This is a genomic window from Streptomyces sp. ADMS (genome assembly GCF_033441795.1).
Lineage (GTDB): Bacteria > Actinomycetota > Actinomycetes > Streptomycetales > Streptomycetaceae > Streptomyces.
The window spans coordinates 125,123-148,936 of record NZ_JAVFVX010000003.1 but is presented as its reverse complement, the minus strand read 5'-3'; the positions used below and the strand labels follow the sequence as shown (position 1 = coordinate 148,936).

Genomic DNA, 23,814 nt, shown 5'->3' with positions numbered 1-23,814 from the left:
CGACCGGCACCGCCCGCCCGCCGCGTCGGGGGACGCACAGTACCCGTCCCCCGTCGCCCGCCCCGTCGGCCCGGGTATCCGCCCGCGCCCCTCGGCTCCAGCCCTCGTACACGAAGGACGGTATCCACCATGGCGGACACCGCGACCACCCCGGCGACCGGCCCCGGCACTCCGGCCCCTGTGGCCGAGGCGACCGGCATCAGCAAACGATTCGGCGCGACCGTCGCGCTGCGCGACGCCCGTATCACCGTCGCCCCCGGTGAGGCGCACGCCCTGGTCGGACGCAACGGCGCCGGCAAGTCGACGCTCGTGTCCATCCTCACCGGCCTCCAGCAAGCCGACACCGGATCCCTGCGCTTCTCCGGCGAGCCGGCGCCCGCCTTCGGCGACATCGACGCCTGGCGCTCCCGCGTGGCCTGCGTCTATCAGCGCTCCACCATCATCGGTGACCTGACCGTCGCCGAGAACCTCTTCCTGAACCGGCAGAGCGCCGGGGTGGTGAGGCCCATCCGCTGGAAGCAACTGCGCGCACGAGCCGAGGAGTTGCTCGCCGGGTACGGCGTGGCCGTCGACCCGACGGCGCGGGCCAAGGACCTCAGCGTCGAGCAGCGGCAGTTCGTCGAGATCGCGCGGGCCCTGTCGTTCGGCGCGCGCTTCATCATCCTCGACGAGCCGACCGCCAAGCTCGACGCCCGCGGCATCAACCGCCTCTTCGACAAGCTCCGCGACCTCCAGCAGCAGGGCGTCGCCTTCCTCTTCATCTCCCACCACCTGCAAGAGGTGTACGACCTCTGCACCACCGTCACCGTCTACCGCGACGCGGCCCACATCCTGACCGCGCCCGTCGCCGAAATCGGCCACCAGGCGCTGGTGGAGGCCATGACCGGCGAGTCGGCCGCAACGGTGACCGCCGCCGTCGACGATCCTCCCGCCTCGCGGTCCTCTTCCACGGAGCTGCTGGCGATCGACGGCCTGACCCTGCCCGGCGTCTGCGAGGACATCTCCCTCTCGGTCCGCTCCGGCGAGGTCGTCGGGCTCGCCGGAGCCACTGCCAGCGGCAACGTGCAGGTGGGTGAGACGATCGCCGGTCTGCACCGCGTCAAGGACGGCCGGATCACGGTCGGCGGCAGAACCGTGCGCACCGGCAGCGTGCCGGCCGCGCTCACCGCCGGAGTCGGTCTGGTTCCCGAGGACCGCCACCTCCAGGGGCTGGTGAACAACCGCAGCGTGGCGGAGAACGCGACGCTCACCGTCACCGGCCAGCTCGGTCCGTTCGGCACGGTACTGCCCGCCCGTACCAAGGCGTTCGCCGGACGCATGATCCGGGACCTCGACATCAAGACCCCGGGAGCCGCCACCCCGGTCTCCGCCCTCTCGGGCGGCAACCAGCAGAAGGTCGTCGTCGCCCGCGCCCTGGCCACCGATCCGCACGTCCTGGTGGCCATCCGCCCCACCAACGGGGTGGACGTCAAGTCCAAGGAGTTCCTCCTGGGCCGTATCCGGCAGGTCGCGGACGGCGGCAGGGCCGCGCTGATCGTCTCCGACGAACTGGACGACCTGAAGGTCTGTGACCGGGTCCTCGTCATGTTCCACGGGCGTCTGGTCGCCGAGTTCGACCGCGGCTGGAGGGACGAAGCCGTCGTCGCCGCCATCGAAGGTGTCACCGGCGACACAGCTCACGCCAACGCGTCCCCCGAAACCGCCGAAACCGCCGTACCCGCCTCAACGGGCGCAGACGAGCACGGAAGGTAGTCATGTCCGCCACCACAGATCTCATGGAGCCCACAGTGAGCACGGCTGAGCCGGCCGCCGCGGACGGCTCGCGCCGCAGGATCGGCCTCGGGCGCTTCCGCGACCTGTCCCTGGTCCCGGCGATCCTCGTCCTGGGCCTGATCGGATTCATCGTGTCGCCGGCCTTCCTGACCGCCGACAACCTCATCGGTGTGGCCCAGCAGTCCACCGAGCTGAGCCTGCTGGTGCTGGCCACCGCGCTGATCCTGATCTGCGGACGGATGGACCTGTCCCTGGAGTCCACGATCGGCGTGGCGCCCGTCATCGCCGTGTGGCTGGTCCTGCCGACCAGCGGAGCCCGGTTCACCGGCCTCGGACTGCTCCCCGAGTGGGCGGCCGTACCGCTCTGTCTGCTGGTGGGCGCAGTGATCGGGGCCGTCAACGGTTTCCTGATCCTCAAGCTGCGCCTCAACGGCTTCATCGTCACCCTCGGCATGCTCACCATGCTGCGCGGACTCCAGGTCGCCCTCTCGGAGGGCCAGTCCATCGTGGAACTGCCCTCCTCCTTCACCTACCTGGGCAAGTCGTCGTGGCTGGGTCTCCCGGCAGCGATCTGGATCTGCGTGGTGCTGTTCGCCCTCGGCGCCGGCGCGCTGGCCTGGCTCCGGCACGGCCGGGCGCTGTACGCGATCGGCGGCAACTCGGAGGCGGCCCGCACCGCCGGCATCCGTGTCGACCGCATCGTGTGGATCGTCCTCATCCTCGGCAGTGTCCTCGCCGCGTTCGCCGGCATCCTCTACAGCGGCCACTACGGCTCCATATCCGCCACCCAGGGCAGCGGCTGGATCTTCCAGGTCTTCGCCGCGACCGTCATCGGCGGAGTCAGCCTCAACGGCGGCAAGGGTTCCGTCTTCGGCGCGCTCACCGGTGTGCTGACGCTGCAACTCGTCGTGAACGTCATGACATTGGCGGGTGTACCACCGCTGTGGAACCAGTTCCTCAACGGAGCCATCATCATCGTCGCACTGATCATCTCCCGCTTCGCCTCCGGCGAGAAGCAGGAATAGCACCGAACCGAAGAGTGGCTCCGCCGGCCCGAGCCGGGTCCGGCGGAGCGGCCGGCCGGCGCGTCCCCGACCCAGAGAGGCACCCTCGTGGCACTGACGGACGAGGCGATCGACAAGATCAAGGCGATGATCCTCGCCGGCGAACTCGCGCCCGGTTCCCGGCTGCCCAAGGAGGAGATCCTCGCCGGACAGCTCGGCCTGTCCCGCAACTCCCTGCGTGAGGCCGTCCGGGCACTGACCGCCATGCGGATCCTGATCACCCGTCAGGGCGACGGCACGTACGTCTCCAGCCTGGAGCCCCATCTCCTGCTGGAAACCCTGTCCTTCGCCGCCGACGTCTCCCAGGGCCACACGGCTCTGCAGTTGCTCCAGGTACGACGACTGCTCGAACCGCAGGCCACGGGGCTGGCCACCGCCCTGCTGAAACCGAAGGACCTCCAGGAACTGCGCAACATCCTCGACCGGTCCCGGACGGTCAGCACCGTGGAGGAGTTCGTCGCCCACGACATCGCCTTCCACCTCAGGATCGTCGAAGCCGTCGGCAACCCCGTGCTGTCGATGCTGCTGCAAGTGCTCTCGACCCGCACGCAGCGTGTCCGCATCGTCCGCGGCAGCCAGACCAGCCATGCCCTGAACAACGCCCGCCAGGACCACGAGCAGATCCTCAGCGCGCTTCAGTCACGCGACGCCCTGCTCGCCGTCTCTGCGGCGACCGTCCACATCACGGCCGTGGAGCAGTGGCTGGCCACCAGTCTGACCGATGACCCGGTAGGAGCAATCAGCGACTGACCTCGCGATCTCCCCCGCCCCCAGCCTCGTCCGGACCGGATGCCCGACCCGACCCGGCGCGGGACACGTCGGCACTGCCCGCACCCGGACGCCGGCCCTCCCGGCGGGGACCGCCGGACCCCGGTCGACGTCCGTGCCGGCGGCCCTGGGCACCGGCCCGCCGAAGTCCTGCTGACGGCGCTCGCTCTGGTCACCCGCCCTCCGCGTCGCAGCAGCCGGGGGCCCGGCTCGCTGCTGGTGGACCTGAAGGTCCGCCAGCAGCGAGCCGGGCCCGTACGGTCACCGGTACCTCGTTCACACCGGCCGCCGTAGCGGTGTGTGTACGGGCGTCCGGGACAAGGAAGGTACGCGAATCCGCCCGCGCCGCAAGATCTGTCGCAGCGAGGCCGCAACAAAGCCCGAGGCGCCGGTCGTTGAAGAACGGCGCCTCGGGGTCCGTACGGGAACGTCAGCTCACGGAGCCGATGCGCTCGACACGCTCGTCGACTCCGTTACGGAGTTCGCTGAGCGTCGTGCCGGGCGGGGCCGTCTTCGGTGTGGACGAAGGCGGCTGCGTCTCGTCCGCACATGTCGTGCCGGAGGCCGGGACCTTGAGGTCCACCAGGTAGCCGACGACCGCGTCCGTCGCGCAGGCGCTGCGGCCGAACGCGGTGTGCCCCTCGGCCTGGAAGGTGAGCAGCGAGGCGTTGTCGAGCTGCCGGGACAGCGCCACCGCGTCCTGGTACGGGGTGTCCGGGTCGCCGGTGGTACCGACGACGAGAATCGGCGCAGAGCCCTTCGCCCGGTAGGAGCCGTCGTAGCGGCTGACGCGCTCGCCGGGCCACTGGGTGCAGGCGGTGGCGTGCTGGTGGTCGTACGTGGGAGGGCCGTACGCCATCGCCGGGCCGAGCAGCGGGGCTGCCTTCGCAAAGGCCGTGACCTTCCGCTTCAGCAGTCGCAGATCGCGCGGGTAGTCCCGGTCGACGCACTCGACGGCCACGTTCGGGCCCAGGAAGTCGAAGCTGGCCGGGGACGGCGGTCGCAGCAGGAAGGACGTGTTGTCCCGCAGCTGGGCCTTGCGCAATGCCGCGCCGAACTCGGGCCAGATGACCTTGCCCTCGTTGATGTTGAACATCAGCCGGTAGACCAGCGTGTAGCCGTTGGCCTGGCCGCCGTTCGCGGTCGGCACGGGGTTGGCGTCCAGGTCGGCCTTCAGCTTCTCGAACGCCGCGCGCGGGTTGCCGTCGCCGAACCCGCAGGTGGCCTGATCGGCGGCGCACCAGTCCAGGAAGCGGCCCATCGCGCCGTCCAGCGCCAGGTACTGCGGCCGGTCGTAGGCGTACGGACGGTTGGCGTAGTGCACCGGGTCGTACGCGCCGTCGAGGGTCAGGGCCCGCACCCTCTTCGGGAACACGGCGGCGTAGACGGTCCCGATGTACGACCCGAACGACCGCCCGTAGTAGGTGAGTTGCTTCTCCCCGAGCGCCTCCCGCAGCAGGTCGATGTCCCGGGCGACGTACTCGGTGCCGATGTAGGGCAGCAGCTCGCCCGTGTTGTCCACGCAGGCCTGGTCGAATTCGGCGGCCTGGCGCAGCGCCGGCTCGAAGGCGTCCGGGCCGGGCACACCCTTCGCCTCCGTGACGGCCCGCGTGTACCTCGCGTCGTCGAAGCAGGTCAGCGGCGAACTGCGGCCGACGCCGCGGGCGTCGTAGCCGAAGACGTCGAACGAGTCTCGCAATGCGGCCGGCAGGTCCGCGTGGTTGTTGCGCACGAAGTCCACACCGGAGTTGCCGGGCCCTCCCGGCTGCATGAACAGGGTGCCCTTGCGCTTCGTCTGGTCCGCGACCTTCTTCCGGACCACCGCAAGGGTGATGGTCTTGCCGTGCGGCTTGCGGTAGTCGAGCGGAACGTCGGCGTTCGCACACTCGAAGCCGCCCTGGCAGTCGGTCCAGGCGAGCGACGGCACGGGCGGCTTCTCAGGCGTCCTCGGCGAAGCCGCCACCTGGGTCGCCGTTCCCGTCATGGCGCCCATGAGCGCTGTCAGCGCGACCCCGACGACTGTGATCCGTCCGATGTATCTCGGTTTGCGACGTGGAGTGGTCATGTTTCCCTTCCCCCTGGGTCAATGTGTTGCCAAGCGCTCACCGCGCACGGTGAGTTCGGCTATCTCAACAGAGGGAAATGGGGCGAGAACGGTGCCACGCCGACCGATATTCTTCATCAGAGTCCTTTCGTGGATACGCGGCGTGGTCGGAGTTCCGAAGCATGCTGGAGTACAAGGCCGCCTGGTACGGGCGGGAAGTGATCGTGGTCGACCACTTCTTCCCCTCTTCCAGACTGTGCTCCGCCTGCGGCACCCTGCAGGACAGGATGCCGCCGCACGTACGTACCTGGACCTGCGACTGCGGAACGACCCACGACGGGCGTGAACGCAGCGAAGAACCTGCTGGCCGCCGGACTGACGGTGACAGCCTGTGGAGCTGGTGCAAGACCTCGTCAACTGCTGAAATGCCTGCATCCACCGCGCCGGCATCCCCGAGCGGGCCCTGGCGTCACCTTCGCCAGAACAGGTGGTGCGTCACGCCGCTCGGGCTGGGCACGACCTCCAGGTGGAACCGGTCGAGCAGATCATCGGGGGACTCCCAGAGTCGCAGTCCGGAACCGAGCTTCACCGGCGAGACCGCCACATGCATGGTGTCGACGAGGCCGGCGTCAAGGAACTGCCGGATCGTGGTGACCCCGCCGCCGAGCCGGACGTCCTTGCCCCGCGCCGCCTCCCGCGCCTGATCGAGGACCGTGATGGGGTCGCCGTCGACGAAGTGGAACGTGGTGTCGGAGAGCGTGAACGACGGACGCCTGTGGTGGGTCATGACGAACACCGGGGTACCGAAGGGCGGCTCGTCACCCCACCAGCCGCGCCACTCATGGTCGTGCCAGGGCCCGCGCTGGGGCCCGAACTTGTTACGGCCCATGATCTCGGCACCGATGTTGCGCGCGAAGTCTCGCGTGAAGTAGTCATCGAGGCCCCGGCTCCCCCCGGGATCGGTGCGCATGGGCCAGCTCGCCGTGGCGCCGGCCCAGGCGAACAGCCTCTCGGGACTGGCAAAGCCGAACGGACTCTCGAAGCTCTGGTCCTCACCGGCAGCGATGCCGTCACTCGAGACCATGAAGTTCATGACTCTCAGCAGTTGTTCCACGTGTCTCCTCGTCAGGTTCTGTCGCAGTCTCGTGTGGTGATGCGCCCCACATCATTACGTCGAACGAGACGCGGCCGGATCGACAGCGACCCGGAACTTTTTTCCCAGGACGCGTCGAAAAGCGGTCCCGCTGCCGGTGCGGCCGCGGCGAACACGGACGGCATCGAGGTGGCCGGGACAGCCGCCCACCGTTACATGAAGTCGGTACATGGAGTTGGGCGACACCGCCCGCCTGGCGGACAGACTGCCTGAACTGAGAACTCGGTCCAAGACGCGAGAGTCCGCAGCGCGCGTCCATACGGCCGTAGACCCCCTGTGAAATGTGAGATCTCGGCGCCGGGTTCCAGACAGCCGGAGTGCCGCGGCGCCGACCGGGAATGTGGTTGTCCGGGGGCCAAGCAGCCCGTGACATCTGTCCCCATGACCCAGTGGGAGGTTCGGCGTGACACTCGGCGGTATACCTGCACCCGCTGCTCCCGACACCGCGCCTGACGTGGAAGCGCGCAAGCGGCGCCTGCGCCGTCGCCTGGAGCGACTGATCGGTGTGGCCGCCACGGAAGGCAATGACCTGGTGCCCCTGCGCAATGGTGACGAGATCTTCCCGACGATGCTCGGGGCGATCCGTTCGGCCCGGCACACCATCGACATGATGACGTTCGTGTACTGGCGGGGGCAGATCGCCCACGACTTCGCCGTCACTCTGGCCGACCGCGCCCGCGCGGGGGTGCGAGTGCGACTGCTGCTCGACGGCTTCGGCGCCAAAAGCATCGAGCGGAGGTTGCTGGACCTCATGAGCAGCGCAGGAGTGGAAGTGGCCTGGTTCCGCAGACCCGCGTGGCTGTCGCCGTTCAAGCAGAATCACCGCTGCCACCGCAAGGCCCTCATCGTCGACGAACACACCGCGTTCACCGGCGGCGTCGGCATCGCGGAGGAATGGTGCGGCAATGCGCGCAACCCTGCCGAGTGGCGGGACACTCATGTCCAGGTACGGGGTCCGGCCGTCGACGGCATCGCGGCCGCGTTCGCGCAGAACTGGGCGGAGTGCCATGACGAACTCTTCGACGACCGTGACCGCTTCACGGAACACCCGCAGTCCGGCTCGTCGGTGGTGCAGGTCGTTCGCGGGTCCGCGAGCATCGGCTGGCAGGACATGCAGACCCTCATCCGGGTCATGCTCAGCTCCGCCGAGGAGAGTTTCCGGCTGGCCACCGCCTACTTCGCTCCGGACGCCTACTTCATCGACCTGCTGTGCGAGACCGCTCGTCGCGGTGTGCGTGTCGAGATCCTGCTGCCCGGCCCCCACACGGACCAGCGCGCCTGTCAGCTCGCCGGTCAACACCACTACGCGCGCCTGTTGCAGGCCGGTGTGCACATCCGTCAGTACCGGCCGACCATGATGCATGCCAAGATCATCACCGTGGACTCGGTCGCCTCCCTCATCGGATCGACCAATTTCAACCGTCGCTCCATGGACCACGACGAAGAGGTGATGCTCGTCGTGCTGGACGAGGAGTTCACTGCCTCGCTCGAACGGGACTACGAGGCGGACCTGAAGCGCAGTGTGGACATCGACCTCACTCGATGGAGACGGCGGGCGATGCTGCAACGCGCCAGGGAAATCACAGTCACCCCGATCCGGCGCTTCCTGTGAACTCAGGTACGAGGCCATTTCTCTCGTGCGCCACGACAGTTCCCGCTCAGGGGACTTGCTTGTGACGGTGGCTCATCGCCCCCCCCACGGCACTTCCCGGGCCGTCTCCTGCCACCACGCTCGGACCACCACTGGACACGCTGCGGCGACGGCCCACCGTATGGCGTCCGCCGTCCTGTCACCGCGGCCGGTGTCCAGGCCTGACCGTCCAGGCCGGCCTGCGCAGGAGGGCCCTGTCCAGACGGCTCCGGGCTGCGATGGATCACCTCGGCCAGGCTCGCTCTTCTGCCCGGCCACGCCGGTGGCCGCGGTCCGGTCGCCTCGGCCACTGCGGCCGGGAGTCGCACACAAGGCCTCCCGCAGGCCGCCGTGCCCCGGCTGGGCGCCCGGACGACGGTGAGGCCGGGGACGGGTACGGCCGGAGGTCGCGCGGGTTCCATCGCGCGTGCAGTCCCGCCCCCGACTGCAACACGCGTACCCCTGCCGCTGTTTGCGACGCCTATGGGCGGTATGGCTTCTACGCGCCCGATCACTTCCACGTCCGGCACACCCCGGGGCCCGGCCGTCATATCGGCCGGGCCCCGGGGTGGAGGCGCGCGTACGGGTGAGGTCACCATCGGTACCAGCGGCCTCGGCCGCCACCGGCGGCAGTGGAGCGCATGACAAAGCCGAGAGGCCACAGCACCAGGACGGCGACCCACCATCCCCGGTCTGGCCATTCCCGCGGCCAAGCCTGAGGTCATCGACCAGATGACGCAGGCCGCCCCAGCCACGTCCCGCGCTCTGTTGCGCAGCACGCTGCGGCAGATGGCCGAACAGTCGTCAACGGCATGGATGTTGATCTTCGCAGGAGGGACGGGAGCCCTGTGGTCGGGATGCAGCTGTCTGAGCGTCTTCCGCCGCGCGCTGCACGGGGTCGGCGCTCAGTTCAACGCAGAACTGGCGAAGCCTGCGCAGGGAAAATGACACACCTTCCCTTTTCCCTCGGCCCCACGGGAGTACTGGGTCACCGGCCGTCAGTGGGTGCTGAGCATGCCTTCACGCAGACGGGCCAGAAGGCGCGTGATCAAGCGCGAGACGTGCATCTGGGAGACGCCGAGGCGTTCGCCGATCTGGGCCTGGGTGAGTTCGTCGACGAAGCGCCAGTGGATGATCTGCCGCTCGCGTTCGTCCAGTTCGGCGATCATCGGCGCGAGGGCGTGGAAGTCCTCGACCAGTCCAAGGGCCGCGTCCTCGTCGCCGATGAAGTCCGCCAGCGCGGCCTCGCCGTCCTCGCTGCCGCTGATCGCCGCGTCCAGGGAGGCCGACCTGTATCCGTTGGAGGCCAGTTGAGCCTCCACGACCTCTTCCTCCGGAAGGCTCATCAGCTCGGACAGTTCGCTGATCGTCGGTGTCCGGCCCAGCCTGCTGTGCAGTTCCTCGTTGGCGCGCGCCAGCTGGACGCGGGCTTCCTGCAGACGCCGGGGCACGTGTACGGCCCAGGACGTGTCGCGGAAGAACCGCTTGATCTCGCCGACGATGTAGGGAACGGCGAAGGAGGCGAACTCCACCTCACGGGACAGTTCGAACCGGTCGATCGCCTTGATCAGGCCGATCATGCCGACCTGGACGATGTCCTCCATCTCATCCTGACCGCGGCTGCGGAACCGTCCGGCCGCGTAGCGGACGAGGGACATGTTCATCTCGATCAGCGTGTTGCGCGCGTACTGGTATTCGAGCGTGCCCTCCTCCACCACCGTGAGCTGGTCGAAGAACAGCTTCGACAACTCCCGTGCGTCCTTCGGCGCGACCTTGGAAGGGTCCGCGATGTCCGGGACGTCCACCCTCTGTTCGGTCGTCTGCACGGTGGTCGTCGTCATGAGGTGCCCCTCCCGGTCGATCGATCTCGTCTTCGCCGGTCCATCGTCCGGCTCGCACGCCTATACCCCGGCCACCGACCTGCATTCCTCGAACCGTCCCACTTTTTCCGTGTCCGCTCGACTGTCCACGGCTACGTACGTCGGTTCCCGTCGCGGTCGTTGTCGCCCTCCTGGAAGCAGTCGCCGCCAAGTCGAGGGGGAACATCCCGGGTCAGCGCGCCGCCGCCGTTCGCGGCTCCGGCGGCGGTCAGCGCCGTACCCAGGTCTCGTCCGCCTCAGGTGCCCAGCGCCGCCAGCACCACCGACCTGGCCTCCTCCTGGACCTGGCTCAGATGGTCCGGGCCGAGGAACGACTCCCCGTAGATCTTGTAGACGTCCTCGGTGCCCGAAGGGCGGGCCGCGAACCAGGCGTTGGCGGTGGCGACCTTGATGCCGCCGAGGGCCGCGCCGTTGCCGGGGGCCTCGGTGAGCACCGTGGTGACCGGGTCGCCGGCGAGAGTGTCGGCGGTGACCTGGCGCGGGGACAGCCTGGCGAGCAGTGCCTTCTCCTCGCGGGAGGCCGGGGCGTCGATGCGCGCGTAGGCGGGGGCGCCGAATCGGTCGGTGAGTTGCGCGTAGTGCTCCGAGGGCGTCCTGTCGGTGACGGCCGTGATCTCGGAGGCGAGCAGGGCCAGGATGATGCCGTCCTTGTCGGTGGTCCACACCGAGCCGTCGCGGCGCAGGAAGGAAGCGCCCGCCGACTCCTCGCCGCCGAAGCCGAGCGTTCCGTCGGACAGTCCGTCCACGAACCACTTGAATCCGACGGGCACTTCGACCAGTGGCCGGCCGACGTCCGCGGCGACCCGGTCGATCATGCTGGACGACACCAGGGTCTTGCCGATGCCTGCGCCCGCCGGCCACTGGTCCCGGTGCGAGAACAGGTACGAGATCGCCACGGCCAGATAGTGGTTGGGGTTCATCAGACCCCCGTCCGGCGTGACGATGCCGTGCCGGTCGGCGTCGGCGTCGTTGCCGGTGGCGATGTCGAACCTGTCGCGCTGCTCGATGAGCGAGGCCATGGCGTAGGGCGAGGAGCAGTCCATGCGGATCTTGCCGTCCCAGTCCAGCGTCATGAAACGCCAGGTGGGGTCGGCGAGCGGGTTCACCACCGTCAGGTCGAGCCTGTGCTGTTCGGCGATACGGCCCCAGTACGCGACGGAGGCGCCTCCCAGCGGGTCGGCGCCGATGCGCACCCCGGCTGCCCGGATCGCCTCCAGGTCCAGTACATCGGGCAGGTCGGCCACATAGGCGCCGAGGAAGTCGTGGCGGCCGGTGCCGGGCGCGGCCAGGGCACGGGCGTAGGGGATGCGCCGTACGTCCTTCAGGCCGCCGGTGATGATCTCGTTGGCGCGGTCCTGGATCCAGGAGGTCGCCTCGGACCCGGCGGGGCCGCCGCTCGGCGGGTTGTACTTGAAGCCGCCGTCGGCGGGCGGGTTGTGCGAGGGGGTGACCACCACGCCGTCGGCGAGGCCGGACGTACGGCCTCGGTTGTGGGCGAGGATGGCGTGCGAGACCGCCGGGGTGGGCGTGTAGCCGTCGGCCTGGTCGATGAGGACGGTCACGTCGTTGGCGGCGAACACCTCCAGTGCCGTGATCCGCGCGGGCTCGGACAGGGCGTGGGTGTCCGCGCCGAGGAAGAGCGGCCCGTCGGTGCCCTGGGCGGCGCGGTACTCGCAGATGGCCTGGCTGGTGGCCGCGATGTGGTCGTCGTTGAACGCCGACGTGAGGGACGAGCCCCGGTGCCCCGAGGTGCCGAACGCCACCCGTTGCCCGGGATCGGCGGGGTCGGGGTGCAGTGCGTAGTACGCCGTGACCAGGCGGGCCACATCGATGAGGTCCTCGGGCCCGGCGACCTGCCCCGCTCGCGCGTCCTGCATTTCCCGCTCCTCCGCAAGGGTCGACCTTTGGGTACGGCCCCCATTCTTCCCTGCCCCGCCCGTCGGGACGCACACCGGGCGACCGTTGTGACACGCGCCCCGTGGTGCGACGATGCAGACCGGCGAACGAGGGGACACCGACATGAGGCAGGACAACCAACGGCCGCCCGCCGCCGTGCTGTTCGACGCGCTGGGCCCCGACTACGAGAAGGCGTTCGCCCATGCCCCCGCACATCTGTCCGCGCTGGAGTGGCTGATCGAGCGGCTGCCGCCCGCCGCGCGCACGCTGGACGTGGGCAGCGGCACCGGACGGCCCACCGCGTCCGCGCTCATAGAGGCAGGGCACTCGGTGCTGGGCGTCGACGTCTCCCCCGTCATGGTCGAACTCGCCACCCGTCAGGTCCCCGAGGCCGACTTCCGCTGCGGCGACATCCGGGATCTCCCGCTCGATGCGGACTCGTTCGACGGCGTGTGCGTGTTCTTCTCGCTGCTGCAGATGACCCGCGCCGAGCAGGCGGCTCTCACACGGCGCCTGGCCCTGGCCCTGAAACCCGGCGGACATCTGGTACTGGCCACCGTGCCCGCCGACGTCGAGGACATGGAGGTGGTCTTCATGGGCCGGCCGGTCCGCGCCACGAGCTTCGCCGAGGAGGACTTCATCGGCGTGGCGGAGGCGGCGGGGCTGACGGTGCTGTCCCGGCACAGCACCGTCTTCGACCCGGACCACCGCGGCGCCGGGCCCGAGCCCCACCTCTTCCTGCACTGCCGCAGATCGGCCGGCTGATACCACCGTGGCCGTTCCTGAGCCGCCTGCCGTGCTACCTGGTCAGGATGGCGCCGCTCCTGAAGGAGTCGCCATCGCCGCTGGACAGGTAGTGCCAGCCGCCGACGGTCAGATGCGTGCCGGAGGACACCACAGAGCTGACGTCGAGCGGGAGTTGCGGATCGTTCTCCGGCAGGCCGAGCGATCGCAGGCCCCCGGCGGGCGTCCAGGTCATACCGACAGGCGCGTCGTCGTTGCCGCCCACGGCGGCGATTCCACCGTTCGGCCGCAGGGTCACGGCCTGCGGTGAGAAGGTGCCCGCGGGCAGCGGCACCTGGGTCCACCCTATGCACTGATGCGATGGCGGGTGCGTCCTGTTGCATGCACCACCGTCGGCGGCTGGGGGTGAAGAGGATCCGCTCAGGAGGCAACACTCGACGGCAGTCGGCATCAGCCGTCGGCGGCGCCCGTGCGCGGCTGTCGGTAGGGCCGCACCGCGCGGCGCGCAATGGCGAAACGGTGTGTCTCCGACGGGCCGTCGTAGATCCGGAACGGCCGCACCTCCCGGTACAGGCGGGCCAGCGGGGCGTCGGCGGCCGAGATGCCGAGAGCTCCGCAGATCTGCACAGCCCGGTCGACCACCCGGTTCACCGCCTCCGCCACGAAGGTCTTGGACACCGACGTGAGCTGCGAGGCCGCGGCGGAACCGGTGTCCAACTCCCAGGCGGTACGCAGGATCAGGGCGCGGCTCGCCTCGATGTCGATCTCGGAGTCGGCCAGCATCTGCTGGACCATCCCGAGGTCGCCCAGCGCCGAGCCGAACGCCATCCGGCTCCCCGCCCGTTCCAGCGCGACGTCCTGGGCGCGGCGGGCCGCTCCCAGCCAGCGCATGCAGTGGGTCATGCGGGCGGGACCGAGCCGGACCTGCGCGCCCTCGAAGCCGTGGTCCACCGCGCCGAGCACCTGCTCCTCCCCCACCACGCACTCCTCGAAGACGATCTCGCTGTGCCCGGCGAAGAGCGACTCGTCGAGGGTCTCGATGTCCCGGACGATGCGCATACCGGGAGTGCCGGCGTCGACCAGGAACATGGTGGCGCCGCCCGGGTCACCGGGGCTGCCGGAGGTACGGGCCATGACGATGGCGAAGCCGGCTCCATGGGCGCCGGTGATGAACCACTTGCGTCCGTCGATGCGCCAGCCTCCGGGCACCCGGGTCGCGGTGGTCCGCAGGGAGCGGGGATCGGCGCCCGCTCCCGGGGCGGGTTCGGTCATGGCGAAGCAGGACCGTGTCTCACCCGTGGCCAGCGGACGCAGATACCTCTGCTTCTGTTCCTCGGTGGCCACCTTCTCCAGCAGGTGCATGTTGCCCTCGTCCGGGGCGGCGCAGTTCAGCGCCAGCGGTCCGAGGAGCGAGTAGCCCGCCGCTTCGAACACCACCGCCTGTCCGCGCAGGTCGAGCCCGTGTCCGCCCCACCGTGTCGGTACGTGCGGAGCGAACACACCGGCGTGACGGGCGGCTTTCTGCAGGGTTTCCCGCACCGCCTCGGGGGCGTCGTGCACGGACCCGCCGCACTCACGCTCGGCCGGAATGACCACCTGGCGTACGAACTCGGCCGTCGAGGCGGCTAGTTGGGCGACAGTCGGATCGACATCGAACTGGATGGGCACGGGACCTCCCGCCGACGGGCGTACGGGCATCGGGTCCCGTCGCGTCCTAGAAACTGTATAGCGTCTTCAGTATCTTGCCGAGAAGCACCCGGGACGAAAAGCGTCCGGCGACGGCAGGACGACAGGAGAAACACCCATGAGCCTCCCCGCGAGCACCGAGCCGGTCCGGATCGTCCGCCACCACGACGGAGTCGTCGAGCTGAGGCTGGACGATCCGGAGCGGAAGAACGCCCTGGACCTGAGAACGGCCGAGGCCCTGCGGGACACCGCACTCGAAGTGGCCGCGGACCCGGGCGGCGCGGTCCTGCTGCGGTCGACGGGTACCGGCTTCTGCGTGGGCGGTGACCTGCGCGCATTCGCCGGCCGCGGCACGGAGACCGGCGCCTATGTGTACGCCGTGGCAAGCGCCGCGCACACCGCGGTACAAGCCCTGCACGACCTGCCCGTGCCGCTGGTGACGGCCGTACGCGGCGCGGTCGCGGGCGGCGGGATCGGACTCGCCCTGGCGGGCGACATCGCCCTGGCGGCCCGGTCCGCGCGGTTCCGGCTGGCGTACACGGCGATCGGGCTCACGCCGGACTGCGGGGCCTCATGGTTCCTGCCGCGCCTGGTGGGCCCCCGCAGGGCAGCGGACCTGATCCTCACCAATCGGGTCCTGACCGGCGACGACGCCGAACGGTGGGGCCTGGTCTCCCGGTCCGTGGACGACGCGGAACTGGACGACGTGGCACACCGGACCGCTGCCGACCTGGCCGCGGGCGCCACCGGCGCGCTGCGCGCCGCGAAGGGCCTGCTGCGCGTCGGCGACGGCGACGAGCTGCGCCGGCACCTCGCCGAGGAGGCGGAGTCGATCGCCGCCCTGGCAGGCGGCCGGGAGGCCCAGGACCGTATGGCGGCGTTCCTCACCGCGCGGGCCCGTCCGAAGTCGGACGACAGCCGGGCCGGGGCCAGGGAATCGGAAAGTGTTTCTTGAGTCCCTCTTCACTAACAGGCCTGCCTGGGCGTAACCTCCGGGCAACACAGATCCGAGGAACCGGTCACCACAGAACCGGGGAAATGGTGTGGCGATGCAATCTGCTGCCGTGGACCTTCCGGACGCACTCGACGAGTTCCTCACCGAGGCCGTCGTCGACCTCGTTCTGCGGGGTATGTGGCGCGGCCGGCCGGAGTCCGAGCACCGTCCGCTGGTCGACGCCGGGCTGGCGATGGTGAAGGGGCCGGTGGTCCTGCCGACCGAGCGTGCCAAGGCCGCCGCCGCGCAGCTCCTGCGGGTGCCCGCCGGCTCCGAGCAGGAGGAGCGGATCACCGCGGCCTACGAGGCGTTCCTGCCGGTCAACCGCAAGATCCGCGATGTGTGCACGGCATGGCAGTGCCGCCCCGACGGCTCGGCCAACGACCACACCGACGACGTCTACGACGCGGGAGTGCGCGAGTCGCTGGAGGACGTGCACGAGGCCATTCAGCCCGTACTGCGCCGACTGCACCAGGTGCTCGCGGGCAGCGGGCAGTACCTGACCGCCCTGGAGGAAGCCCTCGACCGCTTTGACGACGGCGCGCCGGCCTGGCTGGCCTCGCCGCTGTGCGACTCATACCACACCGTGTGGATGCGACTGCACCAGGAACTGCTGCTCGTACTGGGGATCAGCCGGGCCGAGGACGAGGCCCGCGAAGAGGAGCTCATCAAGAGGAGCCGGGGTTGAGCGTCACCGACCGCGAGGCGGGCCCGCTCGCCCAGTCCGAGGCGGCCTCCGCGGCCCCCGGCCGGATCCTGGTGCCCTACGGGCAGGGACGGATCCGGGGCCTCGACGCCGACGAGTTGGGCGCGCACGGCGCGGCGATGGACCGGCTGGTGGCCCTCGGGCTGCCGGTCGTGCCGGGGCTCACCGTGCCCGCCGGCGCCGCCGCGTCGCTGTGCGAGACCGACACCGCAGGGGCCGCCGTGGAACTGGTCGAACAACTGTCGGGGCGGCACATCGGCGACCCGGCCCGGCCGCTGCTGCTGCGCCTGTCGGCCAGCGCGCCCACCGAGATCGCGGGCCTGCCGCCCGAACTGGCCTGTCTCGGCGTCACCCCCGCCGGTGCCGACGACCTGTGCGCCGTCATCGGGCGCTCCGACGCGCTGCACGACGTGTGGGCCACCACCGTGCGCATGATCGCCGAGTACGCTCTCGACGTGCCCGCCGCGGTGCTCGACGACGCCCTCCTGGACATACCCGGACCGCGGGAACGCGTGGAGGCGCTCCTGTCCCTGGTGGCGGCACACGGCTCCCGGCCCTTCCCCGACGACCCGGCGCAGCAGCTCGCGCTGGCCGCACGGGCCCTCCTCTCCCGGTGGGACTCGCCGCGTGCGAGAAGATCCCGCCGGTCCCAGCGGCTCCCCGCCGATCTGACCCTCGCCCTGCATGTGCAGGCCCTGCGTATCGGCCCGGCGGACCACTCGGGCCACGGCACGGCCGTCAGCCGCGATCCCGAGACGGGGCGCCTTTCCCCCCAGGGCTCCTTCTTCCGGGGTGTGCGCCGCAGCGCCCCGCCGCCGCACACCGGTGAACCGCTGGACCGGCTCGCGGGCGGCACGGCTCTGCTGGAGCACTCCCTGCTCACCCTGGAGCGTCATCTGCGCGCTCCGGTGTCGGTCGACTTCGAGGTGCGCGACGACGAGATCTCCCTGCTCGCCGCCTCGTCGCAACTCCGCCCGCCGCTTCGGGCCTCGGTGTGTCTGGCCGCGGACCTGGCCCGGGACGGAGCGATAGACCGCCAGGAGGCCGTACGGCGGATCACCCCCGCGCAGGTGCAGGAACTGCTGCACCCCCAACTCCGGCTGACCGGCGGGGAGGAGCTCCTGGTGAAGGGGCTGCCCGCCTCCCCGGGGGCGGCGACCGGAGCGGTCGTGCTGTCCAGCGGACGTGCCCTCGAACTGGCCACGGACGGTACGCGGGTCGTGCTCGTGGCCGCCGAGACGACCCCGGCGGACGTCCCCGGGATGCTGGCCTCCGCCGCCGTGCTGACCGGCAGCGGCGGTATCGCCTCGCACGCCGCCGTGGTGGCGAGGGGCGCCGGCAAGCCCGCCGTGTGCGGCGCCGAGGGACTGCGCGTGGACCCGGCCGCGGGGACGGTCCGCTTCGGGGAGCGAGTGGTGCGCGAGGGTGACCCGGTCTCGCTGGACGGCCGTACCGGCGCCGTCTACGCGGGAACGCTGAGCGTCAGCGTGGCCGGACCGCCTCCCGAGCTGTCCACTCTGCTGACGTGGGCGGACGGGGTGCGCCGACTGGGTGTGCGGGTCAACGCCGACACGGCCGCCGAGGTGGAGACGGCCCTCGCCCTGGGCGCGGAGGGTGTCGGGCTGTGCCGTACGGAACACCAGTTCCTCGGCGAGCGGCTGCCGCTGATCCGCCGGGTCCTCCTGGCCGCCGACGCGACCGCGCGCGACGAGGCGCTGTCGGCGCTGGAGCACGCCCAGCACGAGGACTTCCGCGCACTGCTGGCCGCCGTGGGGAACCGCCCGGTGACCGTGCGCCTGCTGGACGCCCCGCTGCACGAGTTCCTGCCCGCCCCCGGCGAGGCCCAGGACGCGGCCGAGGAACACCGGGCCGCCGCGCTGCGCGAGGCGAACCCGATGCTCGGGCTGCGCGGGGTGCGGCTGGCGCTGCTGCACGAGCGGCTCTACCCGGCGCAGGCCGAGGCGCTCTTCACCGCCTGGGCCGAGGTCGCCGCCACCGGGATCCGGCCGGAGCTGGAGGTGATGATCCCGCTCGTCAGCCTGCCGGAGGAACTGGCCGCCGCGGCCGCGTACGTACGCGGTGCCGCCGACGCGGTCGCCGCCCGCACCGGGGTGGAGGTCCCGTACCGGCTCGGCACGATGATCGAGACCCCGCGGGCCGCGCTGCTGGCCGGCGAACTCGCCGAGCACGCCGAGTTCTTCTCCTTCGGCACCAACGACCTCACCCAGCTCACCTACGGGTTCTCCCGGGACGACGTCGAGCGCCAGGTGCTCGCCGAGTACCAGGAGCGCGGGTTCCTCACCGCCAGCCCGTTCGCCCGGCTCGACCCCCACGGGGTGGGCGCCCTGATCGCCCTGGCGGCCGAGCGGGCGCGGAGCGTACGGCCCGGCATCAAACTGGGCGTGTGCGGTGAACACGGCGGGGACCCCGAGTCGATCGCGTTCTGCGACGACCTCGGCCTCGACTACGTCTCCTGTTCCGCGCACCGCGTACCGGTGGCCCGGATGGCGGCCGCGCACAGTGCCCTGCGGGAGCGGTACGACAACAGCGGGAGCGCGCGATGACAAGCACCGTCACCGACGGCACGGCCCTGTCGGACACCGAGCTGGAGGACCTGCGCGAGACCGTACGGTCGGTGTGCGCGGACGCCGGCGGGACCGCCGCGGTACGCCGGCTGTCCGAGGAGGCCCCCGGCATCGACGCCGGCCTGTGGGACGCCCTCGGCCGCCAGGTCGGCCTCGCGGCCCTCGGCCTGCCCGAGTCGGCGGGAGGCATCGGCGGCCTCGCCGAGATCGCCGTGGTCTGCGAGGAGCTGGGCAGGACACTGGCACCGGTACCGCTGCTGTCCTCCACCGTCCTGGCCGGGCAGGTGCTGGCCGCCTGCGGTACGGCCGACAAGGCGCTGGCCGAGCTGGCCGGGGGCACCGTGCACGCCCTGGCGGTGGTCGCGCCCGACGGGACCTGGCGGTCCGACGCCGTGCCGGTGGCCGTCTCCTGGCAGGGCAGCGTCCCGCTGCTGGACGGCACCGCCCCGTTCGTCCTGGACGGCGCCGACGCCGGCGCGCTGGTGGTGGCCGCGGCCGGGGCCGACGGCGTGGACCTCTTCCTTGTCGACCCGCGCGAGCCGGGGGTCACGGTGCGCCGGGTGCCCACCCTGGATCTCAGCCGGGGCCAGGCGGTGGTCACCTTCCGCGGTGCCCGGGCCCGGACACTGACCGCCGGCGGCGAGGGGGCGGACATCGTCTCCCGCGCCCTGGACATGGCCCTGGTGGCGCTGGCCGCCGAGCAACTGGGCGGAGCGCAGGCCGCGTTGGACATGACGCTGGCCCATGTGCGCGACCGTACCCAGTTCGGCAGGGCGATCGGTGGCTTCCAGGCCGTCAAGCACGCCTGCGCCGACATGCTGCTCCAGGTCGAGGCCGCTCGGTCGGCCGTACTGCGCGCGGTCCGCACCGACGGCTCGCCGCAGGCGCTGGCCGAGGCGGCGGCGGTGGCACAGGCCTGGTGCGGCGAGGCCTTCGTCGCCGTGGCCGCCGAGTGCGTACAGCTCCACGGCGGCATGGGCTTCACCTGGGAGCACGACGCGCACCTGTACTTCCGGCGCGCCCAGTCCGACGCGGTCCTGCTGGGAGGAGCCGCACACCACCGGGAACGGCTGGCCGGGCTGCTGGCCTGGTGAGGTGGGAAAAGGGACGAGAAATGAGCACCAGACTCATCGACGAAACGTTGTTCGAGAACCGGTACGACGACGAAGGGTTCGACGGCGGGGATCCACCGCGTCTCGCGGGCGCCCGCTGCTCCGGGTGCGGCACTGTGGTCTTCCCCCGGCAGGAATCATGCCCCCGGTGTTCGGCCGGGACCATGTCCGCGTACGTGCTGCCGGTGAGCGGGCGCGTGTGGTCGTGGACGTTCCAGGCGTTCCCGCCGAAACCACCGTACCGGCCGCCGGCCGGCGGCCACCGGCCGTACCACGTCGGCTATGTGGACCTCGGTGAGGTGCTGGTCGAGGCGCTGCTGGAGGTTCCCCGCGCGGAGATCGGGATCGGTCTGCCGGTCCGGCTCACCACGGTGCCCGCGTACCGGGACGAGGACGGAACCGAGGTCGTGACCTTCGCGTTCCGCCCGGAGCGGGACGGGGAGCGATGAGCCGGCCCGACGACGTGTACGTGGTCGGATGCGGTATGCATCCCTTCGGCCGCGACGAGAGCGTCACCGGAATGGACATGGCCGGACGTGCGGTGCGCGAGGCGCTGGCCGACGCAGGCGTCGCCTGGGAGGACATCGGCTACGCGGCCGGCGGCTCCGACGTGTCCGGCAAGCCCGACACCCTGGTGGGCCGGCTGGGCCTGACCGGAGTGCCGTTCGTCAACGTGCAGAACGGCTGCGCCACCGGCGCCTCCACCGTGCTCGCGGTGGCCAACGCGCTGCGCGCGGGCGAGGCCTCCCTGGGACTGGCGGTGGGCTTCGACAAGCACGAGCGGGGCGCGTTCCACGTCTCCGCGGCCCGCTACGGCCTGGGCGACTGGTACGCCGAGACCGGCATGATGCTCACCACGCAGTTCTTCGCGCTGAAGACCCAGCGGTACCTGTACGAGCACGGGATCTCTGAGCGCGCCCTGGCGATGGTCGCCGCGCGGGCCTTCCGTAACGGCTCGCACCATCCCCTGGCCTGGCGGCGCAGGGAACTGACGGAGCAGGAGATCCTCGACTCCGCCGAGGTCAGTCCCCCGCTCACCCAGTACATGTTCTGTTCGCCAGGGCAGGGCGCGGCGGCTCTGGTGCTGGCGCTCGGCGACCGCGCGTTCGACCTGTGTGAACGACCGGTCAGACTGGCGTCGTTGGCCTTCCGGACCAGGCGGTTCGGTTCGTTCGAGGTGTTCTCGCCCTGGCTGCCGCCAGGCCCCCACCACAGCCCCAGCGTCGACGCCGCGGAGGCGGCCTTCCGCACGGCGGGGGTACGGCCGGCCGATGTTCAGGTCGCCCAGTTGCAGGACACCGACAGCGGCTCGGAGCTGATCCACCTGGCGGAGACCGGGCTGTGCGGCCACGGCGAGCAGGAGGAGCTGCTGGCCGCCGGGGCCACCGATCCCACGGGCCGGACACCGGTCAACACCGACGGCGGCTGCCTGGCCGGCGGGGAGCCGGTCGGCGCCTCCGGGCTGCGGCAGTTCCATGAGGTCGTACGACAGTTGCAGGGCCGCGCGCCCGGTGTGCAGGTGCCGGGCGCTCCCCGGGTGGGCTTCACCCATGTGTACGGGGCGCCGGGCATCAGCGCGTGCTCGGTCCTCACGGTGTGAAAGGCGGCGGGCAAGCCATGCGGCACGGACACGGTGAGAACCGCGCTGGTGACCGGCGGGGCACGCGGAATCGGCCTGGAGATCGGCCGACAACTCGCGGACCGGGGACTACGGGTCCTGGTCGGGGCGCGGAAACTGGAGGCCGTCGAGGAGGCGTGCCGCGCCATCGGCCCGGCGGCACTGCCGCTGGCCCTGGACGTGACCTCCGCGAGGAGCGTCGGCGAAGCGGTCCGGGAGGCACGGGAGCTGACCGGCGGGATCGACGTCCTGGTGAACAACGCGGGAGTGTCCCTGGACGGGGAGTTGCGGCCCCCGTACATCGACGAGGACATCCCGCGCGCGACCCTGGACACGAACCTCACCGGCGCCTGGCGTGTGGTGGAGGCCGTCGTCCCGGGGATGGTGGAAGCCGGCTACGGCCGGGTCGTGAACGTCACCAGCTCGTACGGTTCGCTGTCACTGATGGACTCCGGGCGGCACCCGGCCTACCGGATCTCCAAGGCGGCGCTCAACGCCCTGACCCGGATGCTCGCGGCCGAACTGGCCGGCACGGGCGTCCTGGTCAACGCCGCCGACCCCGGCTGGACCCGCAGCGGCATGGGCGGCCCGTCCGCCCCGCGCGGGCCGGAGAAGGGTGCGGACACCCCGGTCTGGCTGGCCACCCTTCCCGAGGGCGAGGGGACGACGGGCGGGCTGTTCGCCGACCGCAGGCCGCTGCCCTGGTGAACCGCCTCAGCTCGGGGACGCGGCCGCTTTCACCGGCTCCGCGGTCTGCGTCGGCTTCTGCTCGGCGGCAACGATGCGCAGCGCCAGTGCCCTGACCGCCTCCAGCACGGATAGTGAGGGCAGTCGGGACAGCGGTCCACCCTCCGCCCGCAACGCGGTGACCAGCATCGTCGTACTGATCAGCGTGCGGACCGCGAGCGCCTGTGACGCATGCCGGGCCTTCGCCGCCCGGGGGCTGCGCGTGGTGCCCTCGGGCAGATAGTCGTAGCCACGCTGGATGTGCCGCTGCTCGAACTCGTCCCGCAGCACCTTGACGCTGCCGTTGGCCGATGCGACCTGGACCTGGTACAGCCTGGCCTCGTCGGGGTTCTGCTCCACCCACTCCCACACGGCGTCGATGACGCGGACCAGGCCCTCCGCGTCACCGGGCTCGGACTCCGGCCGGGCCGCCTCCACGACCGCGTTCAGCTGGTCGAAGACCCTGCGCATGGCGAGTTCGAGCAGCTCTTCCTTGCCGTCGAAGTGGTAGTAGACGGCCGTGGGCACCACCTGGGCCTCGTCGGCGATGTCCTGGATGCTGGTCTCCGCGAAGCCGCTGCGGCCGAACACCCGCACCGCGGCGGTGATGATGTGCTGCCGCCGCGAGGGTCGGTGGGCGGGCTGCTTGCCGTTCTTCGTGGTGGCCATCATGCTCCCTGCCGACTGGCGTGAACCCGCGTCCGCGGGGCCTGCGTACTGACCAGTGTATCCAGTAAGTCCTACGGTCCGTCCGCGTAATTCCCCCTGCACATTGGCCTCTGGAGCACCAAGATCCCGGCATACTTGACAGCATGACGACATCCGGAACCCGCGCCGCTCACCGCCCCTCGCGCAAGCAGTGGGTGATCGAGGCGGCCACGGAGTTGTTCGCCACACAGCCGCCGGACGAGGTGACGGTGGCCGACATCGCCGCTCGTGCCGAGATGACCTCGGCAGCGGTGTACTACCACTTCTCCTCCAAGGACCAGGTCCTGGCGGAGGCCATGCGGGCGTTCGCCGCCGCGCTGCGCGAGCAGTTGCAGACGATCACGGAGGCGCACGATCCCGGCTCGGACCTCGGAGCGGCGGTCACCACGCTGCTGGCCTGGATGGGTGAGCACCGGTCCGCCGCCACCGTGTTCTTCGTGTCGTCGGCCGGCATGAGCCAGGACGCGGAGGCGCTGCGCCAGGAGAGCCGTACGGAGTTGCTGGAAGAACTGGTGCGGTTGATCCGCAAGGCCCGCGTGTCCGTCACCGACGCCGAGGCGGCGGTGATCGGCCTGGGCCTGCTCGCGCTGCTGGAGACCGCGGCGATCTCGCAGGTCCGGGGCGACGACGTCTACCGGTCGCTGGGGCACCGCTCCTTCGTCCGCGAGGTCGGCGAACTCGCGCAGCGGATCGCCGACCCGGCCACACCGGCCTCGTAGATCCCGGA

At 70.9% G+C, this 23,814-nt stretch carries 20 protein-coding genes and 2 pseudogenes; 14 read left to right on the top strand and 8 right to left on the bottom strand.

Translation table 11 applies throughout. From position 1 onward, the window contains the following. The first annotated feature begins 129 nt into the window (after positions 1-129). From RB628_RS02420 to RB628_RS02410, 3 genes are all read left to right on the top strand, one after another. Positions 130-1,752, top strand: coding sequence for a sugar ABC transporter ATP-binding protein (locus RB628_RS02420; protein WP_318318556.1), 1,623 nt, complete (start codon positions 130-132; stop codon positions 1,750-1,752). 2 nt (positions 1,753-1,754) lie between these two features. Next, positions 1,755-2,798 (top strand): ABC transporter permease, encoded by a 1,044-nt coding sequence (locus RB628_RS02415; protein ID WP_318318555.1) that lies wholly within the window; start codon positions 1,755-1,757, stop codon positions 2,796-2,798. A gap of 87 nt (positions 2,799-2,885) precedes the next feature. Beyond that, on the top strand, positions 2,886-3,587 hold the full coding sequence (locus RB628_RS02410; RefSeq protein ID WP_318318554.1) for a FadR/GntR family transcriptional regulator: 702 nt from the start codon (positions 2,886-2,888) through the stop codon (positions 3,585-3,587). Between the two features lie 448 nt (positions 3,588-4,035). Here RB628_RS02410 and RB628_RS02405 read toward each other — a convergent pair whose 3' ends face one another. Further along, complete coding sequence (locus RB628_RS02405) at positions 4,036-5,670, bottom strand: alpha/beta hydrolase (RefSeq protein WP_318318553.1); 1,635 nt, start codon at positions 5,668-5,670, stop codon at positions 4,036-4,038. Positions 5,671-5,807: 137 nt separating this feature from the next. Between RB628_RS02405 and RB628_RS02400 the strand changes: the two are divergent. Next, positions 5,808-6,066, top strand: a pseudogene (locus RB628_RS02400) (zinc ribbon domain-containing protein); the annotation flags it as partial. 52 nt (positions 6,067-6,118) lie between these two features. Here RB628_RS02400 and RB628_RS02395 read toward each other — a convergent pair. Continuing rightward, positions 6,119-6,763 (bottom strand): dihydrofolate reductase family protein, encoded by a 645-nt coding sequence (locus RB628_RS02395; protein WP_318318552.1) that lies wholly within the window; start codon positions 6,761-6,763, stop codon positions 6,119-6,121. A 493-nt stretch (positions 6,764-7,256) separates the two neighbouring features. On the opposite strand from RB628_RS02395, the gene RB628_RS02390 reads away from it, so the two are divergent. Further along, complete coding sequence (locus RB628_RS02390; protein ID WP_318318551.1) at positions 7,257-8,414, top strand: phospholipase D-like domain-containing protein; 1,158 nt, start codon at positions 7,257-7,259, stop codon at positions 8,412-8,414. Positions 8,415-9,024: 610 nt separating this feature from the next. On the opposite strand, the pseudogene RB628_RS02385 reads toward RB628_RS02390, so the two are convergent. The 3 genes and pseudogenes from RB628_RS02385 to pgm form a co-directional block, all read right to left on the bottom strand. Further along, positions 9,025-9,117 (bottom strand): annotated as a pseudogene (locus RB628_RS02385) (hydrophobic protein); the annotation flags it as partial. A 313-nt stretch (positions 9,118-9,430) separates the two neighbouring features. Then, positions 9,431-10,273, bottom strand: a complete 843-nt coding sequence (locus RB628_RS02380) for an RNA polymerase sigma factor SigF (RefSeq protein WP_318318550.1) — start codon at positions 10,271-10,273, stop codon at positions 9,431-9,433. 275 nt (positions 10,274-10,548) lie between these two features. After that, positions 10,549-12,189 (bottom strand): phosphoglucomutase (alpha-D-glucose-1,6-bisphosphate-dependent), encoded by a 1,641-nt coding sequence (pgm, locus tag RB628_RS02375; RefSeq protein ID WP_318318549.1) that lies wholly within the window; start codon positions 12,187-12,189, stop codon positions 10,549-10,551. 142 nt (positions 12,190-12,331) lie between these two features. Here pgm and RB628_RS02370 point away from each other — a divergent pair, with 142 nt between their 5' ends. Beyond that, positions 12,332-12,973: a class I SAM-dependent methyltransferase gene (locus RB628_RS02370; RefSeq protein ID WP_318318548.1), complete on the top strand. Its 642-nt coding sequence runs from the start codon at positions 12,332-12,334 to the stop codon at positions 12,971-12,973. Between the two features lie 34 nt (positions 12,974-13,007). On the opposite strand, the gene RB628_RS02365 is transcribed toward RB628_RS02370, so the two are convergent. After that, positions 13,008-13,286, bottom strand: coding sequence for a hypothetical protein (locus RB628_RS02365; protein WP_318318547.1), 279 nt, complete (start codon positions 13,284-13,286; stop codon positions 13,008-13,010). 116 nt (positions 13,287-13,402) lie between these two features. Next, the gene (locus RB628_RS02360) at positions 13,403-14,620 is read right to left on the bottom strand and encodes an acyl-CoA dehydrogenase family protein (protein ID WP_318318546.1); all 1,218 of its coding nucleotides are present in this window, start codon (positions 14,618-14,620) and stop codon (positions 13,403-13,405) included. A 136-nt stretch (positions 14,621-14,756) separates the two neighbouring features. Between RB628_RS02360 and RB628_RS02355 the strand changes: the two genes are divergently transcribed. From RB628_RS02355 to RB628_RS02325, 7 genes are all read left to right on the top strand, one after another. Beyond that, positions 14,757-15,593: an enoyl-CoA hydratase/isomerase family protein gene (locus RB628_RS02355; RefSeq protein WP_318318545.1), complete on the top strand. Its 837-nt coding sequence runs from the start codon at positions 14,757-14,759 to the stop codon at positions 15,591-15,593. Positions 15,594-15,687: 94 nt separating this feature from the next. Then, positions 15,688-16,320 carry a hypothetical protein gene (locus RB628_RS02350; protein ID WP_318318544.1) on the top strand — a complete coding sequence of 211 codons (633 nt, stop codon included), beginning with the start codon at positions 15,688-15,690 and terminating at the stop codon, positions 16,318-16,320. Then, entirely contained in the window at positions 16,317-18,902 is a 2,586-nt protein-coding gene (locus tag RB628_RS02345) for a putative PEP-binding protein (RefSeq protein ID WP_318318543.1), read from the top strand. The genes RB628_RS02350 and RB628_RS02345 overlap by 4 nt, the downstream gene beginning before the upstream one ends. Next, a complete protein-coding gene (locus RB628_RS02340; RefSeq protein WP_318318542.1) occupies positions 18,899-20,017 on the top strand; it encodes an acyl-CoA dehydrogenase family protein in 1,119 nt (372 codons plus the stop codon). Before RB628_RS02345 ends, RB628_RS02340 begins: the two co-directional genes overlap by 4 nt. 20 nt (positions 20,018-20,037) lie before the next feature. Further along, complete coding sequence (locus tag RB628_RS02335; RefSeq protein ID WP_318318541.1) at positions 20,038-20,484, top strand: Zn-ribbon domain-containing OB-fold protein; 447 nt, start codon at positions 20,038-20,040, stop codon at positions 20,482-20,484. Beyond that, positions 20,481-21,635: a thiolase family protein gene (locus RB628_RS02330; protein WP_318318540.1), complete on the top strand. Its 1,155-nt coding sequence runs from the start codon at positions 20,481-20,483 to the stop codon at positions 21,633-21,635. Before RB628_RS02335 ends, RB628_RS02330 begins: the two co-directional genes overlap by 4 nt. Before the next feature lie 33 nt (positions 21,636-21,668). Then, a complete protein-coding gene (locus RB628_RS02325; RefSeq protein ID WP_318318539.1) occupies positions 21,669-22,361 on the top strand; it encodes an SDR family NAD(P)-dependent oxidoreductase in 693 nt (230 codons plus the stop codon). 6 nt (positions 22,362-22,367) lie between these two features. Here the strand turns inward: RB628_RS02325 and RB628_RS02320 are convergent, their stop codons facing one another. Beyond that, positions 22,368-23,051, bottom strand: a complete 684-nt coding sequence (locus RB628_RS02320; RefSeq protein ID WP_318318538.1) for a TetR/AcrR family transcriptional regulator — start codon at positions 23,049-23,051, stop codon at positions 22,368-22,370. A gap of 140 nt (positions 23,052-23,191) precedes the next feature. Here RB628_RS02320 and RB628_RS02315 point away from each other — a divergent pair, with 140 nt between their 5' ends. Beyond that, on the top strand, positions 23,192-23,806 hold the full coding sequence (locus RB628_RS02315; protein WP_318318537.1) for a helix-turn-helix domain-containing protein: 615 nt from the start codon (positions 23,192-23,194) through the stop codon (positions 23,804-23,806). Positions 23,807-23,814: the final 8 nt, after the last annotated feature.

What these genes read in the sequence shown, in the direction of transcription:
- RB628_RS02420 (WP_318318556.1), top strand. Translation starts at nt 130, where the DNA reads ATGGCGGACACCGCGACCACCCCGGCGACCGGCCCCGGCACTCCGGCC.
- RB628_RS02415 (WP_318318555.1), top strand. Translation starts at nt 1,755, where the DNA reads ATGTCCGCCACCACAGATCTCATGGAGCCCACAGTGAGCACGGCTGAG.
- RB628_RS02405 (WP_318318553.1), bottom strand. Translation starts at nt 5,670, where the DNA reads ATGACCACTCCACGTCGCAAACCGAGATACATCGGACGGATCACAGTC.
- RB628_RS02380 (WP_318318550.1), bottom strand. Translation starts at nt 10,273, where the DNA reads ATGACGACGACCACCGTGCAGACGACCGAACAGAGGGTGGACGTCCCG.
- pgm (WP_318318549.1), bottom strand. Translation starts at nt 12,189, where the DNA reads ATGCAGGACGCGCGAGCGGGGCAGGTCGCCGGGCCCGAGGACCTCATC.
- RB628_RS02370 (WP_318318548.1), top strand. Translation starts at nt 12,332, where the DNA reads ATGAGGCAGGACAACCAACGGCCGCCCGCCGCCGTGCTGTTCGACGCG.
- RB628_RS02355 (WP_318318545.1), top strand. Translation starts at nt 14,757, where the DNA reads ATGAGCCTCCCCGCGAGCACCGAGCCGGTCCGGATCGTCCGCCACCAC.
- RB628_RS02350 (WP_318318544.1), top strand. Translation starts at nt 15,688, where the DNA reads ATGCAATCTGCTGCCGTGGACCTTCCGGACGCACTCGACGAGTTCCTC.
- RB628_RS02340 (WP_318318542.1), top strand. Translation starts at nt 18,899, where the DNA reads ATGACAAGCACCGTCACCGACGGCACGGCCCTGTCGGACACCGAGCTG.
- RB628_RS02335 (WP_318318541.1), top strand. Translation starts at nt 20,038, where the DNA reads ATGAGCACCAGACTCATCGACGAAACGTTGTTCGAGAACCGGTACGAC.
- RB628_RS02330 (WP_318318540.1), top strand. Translation starts at nt 20,481, where the DNA reads ATGAGCCGGCCCGACGACGTGTACGTGGTCGGATGCGGTATGCATCCC.
- RB628_RS02320 (WP_318318538.1), bottom strand. Translation starts at nt 23,051, where the DNA reads ATGATGGCCACCACGAAGAACGGCAAGCAGCCCGCCCACCGACCCTCG.
- RB628_RS02315 (WP_318318537.1), top strand. Translation starts at nt 23,192, where the DNA reads ATGACGACATCCGGAACCCGCGCCGCTCACCGCCCCTCGCGCAAGCAG.